A 1,286-nucleotide genomic window follows, 5' to 3' on the forward strand; every position below is an offset into this window, starting at 1 on the left:
GCATTGCGGAGAGCGAGTTTCTTATGCTCTCTGAGATCGTCCATGTTGATGTATCGATTGGCCTCCATCCAGTTTTCGTGGGTTTCGACGGCAAGCGCCCTGACTAGGCGCAGGCAGCTTTCGGTGTTGGGAAAGATACGCACGACGTAGGTTCTGCGGCGAATCTCCTCGTTGAGGCGCTCGAGCATATTGGTGCTCTTGAGATGCTTGTGGTGGGTGCGCGGCAGGCGGAAGAAGGTGAGCGTCTGCTCGATGGCTTCCTCGACCCAGCCGGTCAGCCGCGGATATTTTCCCGACCATTTGCCAAGCCAGGCGGACAGATCGGCCTTCGCCTCGGCGAGGTCGCGCCGGTCGTAGATCCATCGCAGTTCCTGCAGGCAATCGTCGCCGTGCTTGCGCGGCAGATGGTCGAGCGCATTGCGCAGGAAGTGCACATAGCAGCGCTGCCAGGCGGCTTCCGGAATGACTTCGCCGATCGCCGCGACGAGGCCGGCATGATCGTCGGAGACGACGAACTCGACACCCTTGAGGCCGCGGGCTTTCAATCCCAGCAGGAAGTCCTTCCAGGCCGAGCGGCTCTCGCGGCCGGCCATCTCGACGGACAGGATTTGCCGCCGGCCGTCCCAGTCGATGCCGACGGCGATCAGCACCGCCTGGCTCCTGACGACGCCGGCCTCTCTGACCTTCTCATAACGGGCATCGAGGATGAGATAGGGAAAGGGCTCTTGAAGCGGGCGGCAGGCAAAGGCCTTCAGGCTTTCATCGAGCCGCTTGTTGATCGCCGAGATCGATGAGGCCGAGAACGCATGCCCGCACAGTTCTTCGGTGATCGCCTTGACCTTGCGCGTCGACACACCCTGCACATACATCTCGGCCAGCGTGGCGACCAGCGCCCGCTCCGAGCGCTGGTAGCGTTCGAACAACTCGGTGGAGAAGTGCCCCGAGCGGTCCTGCGGCACTCTGAGTTCCAACTTGCCCACCCGCGTCATCAGCGTGCGGCCGTAATGGCCCGAGCGGTAGCCGAGCCGCTCGGGCGTGCGTTCGCCTTTCGCGGCTCCCAAAGCCTCGTCCATCTCGGCTTCAAGGACCTCCTGCATGACGGCGCGCAGCACCTCGTGCAGCCCATCGGGATTCGAAAGCAGAATATCTTTGACGGCAGCAACTGCAGTCTTATCTTCAGTCTTGGTCATGGTGGCGTTCCTTCCAGGGAATCAGGTGACGTTGAACATCACCAGCCTGCCATGACCGCCCCTCTCAGTGAATTTGCAGAACCTTCCGCACACTAC

1 protein-coding gene is annotated in these 1,286 nt (G+C 61.7%); it reads right to left on the minus strand.

Features of this window, described 5'->3' with window-relative positions:
* A partial coding sequence (locus tag OLZ32_RS39125) for an IS256 family transposase (RefSeq protein ID WP_264425726.1) occupies positions 1-1,190 on the minus strand: 1,190 nt, incomplete at its 3' end.
* Between the last annotated feature and the right edge of the window lie 96 nt (positions 1,191-1,286).

It is taken from the genome of Rhizobium acaciae, from assembly GCF_025941625.1.
In the GTDB taxonomy this organism is placed as follows: domain Bacteria; phylum Pseudomonadota; class Alphaproteobacteria; order Rhizobiales; family Rhizobiaceae; genus Rhizobium; species Rhizobium acaciae.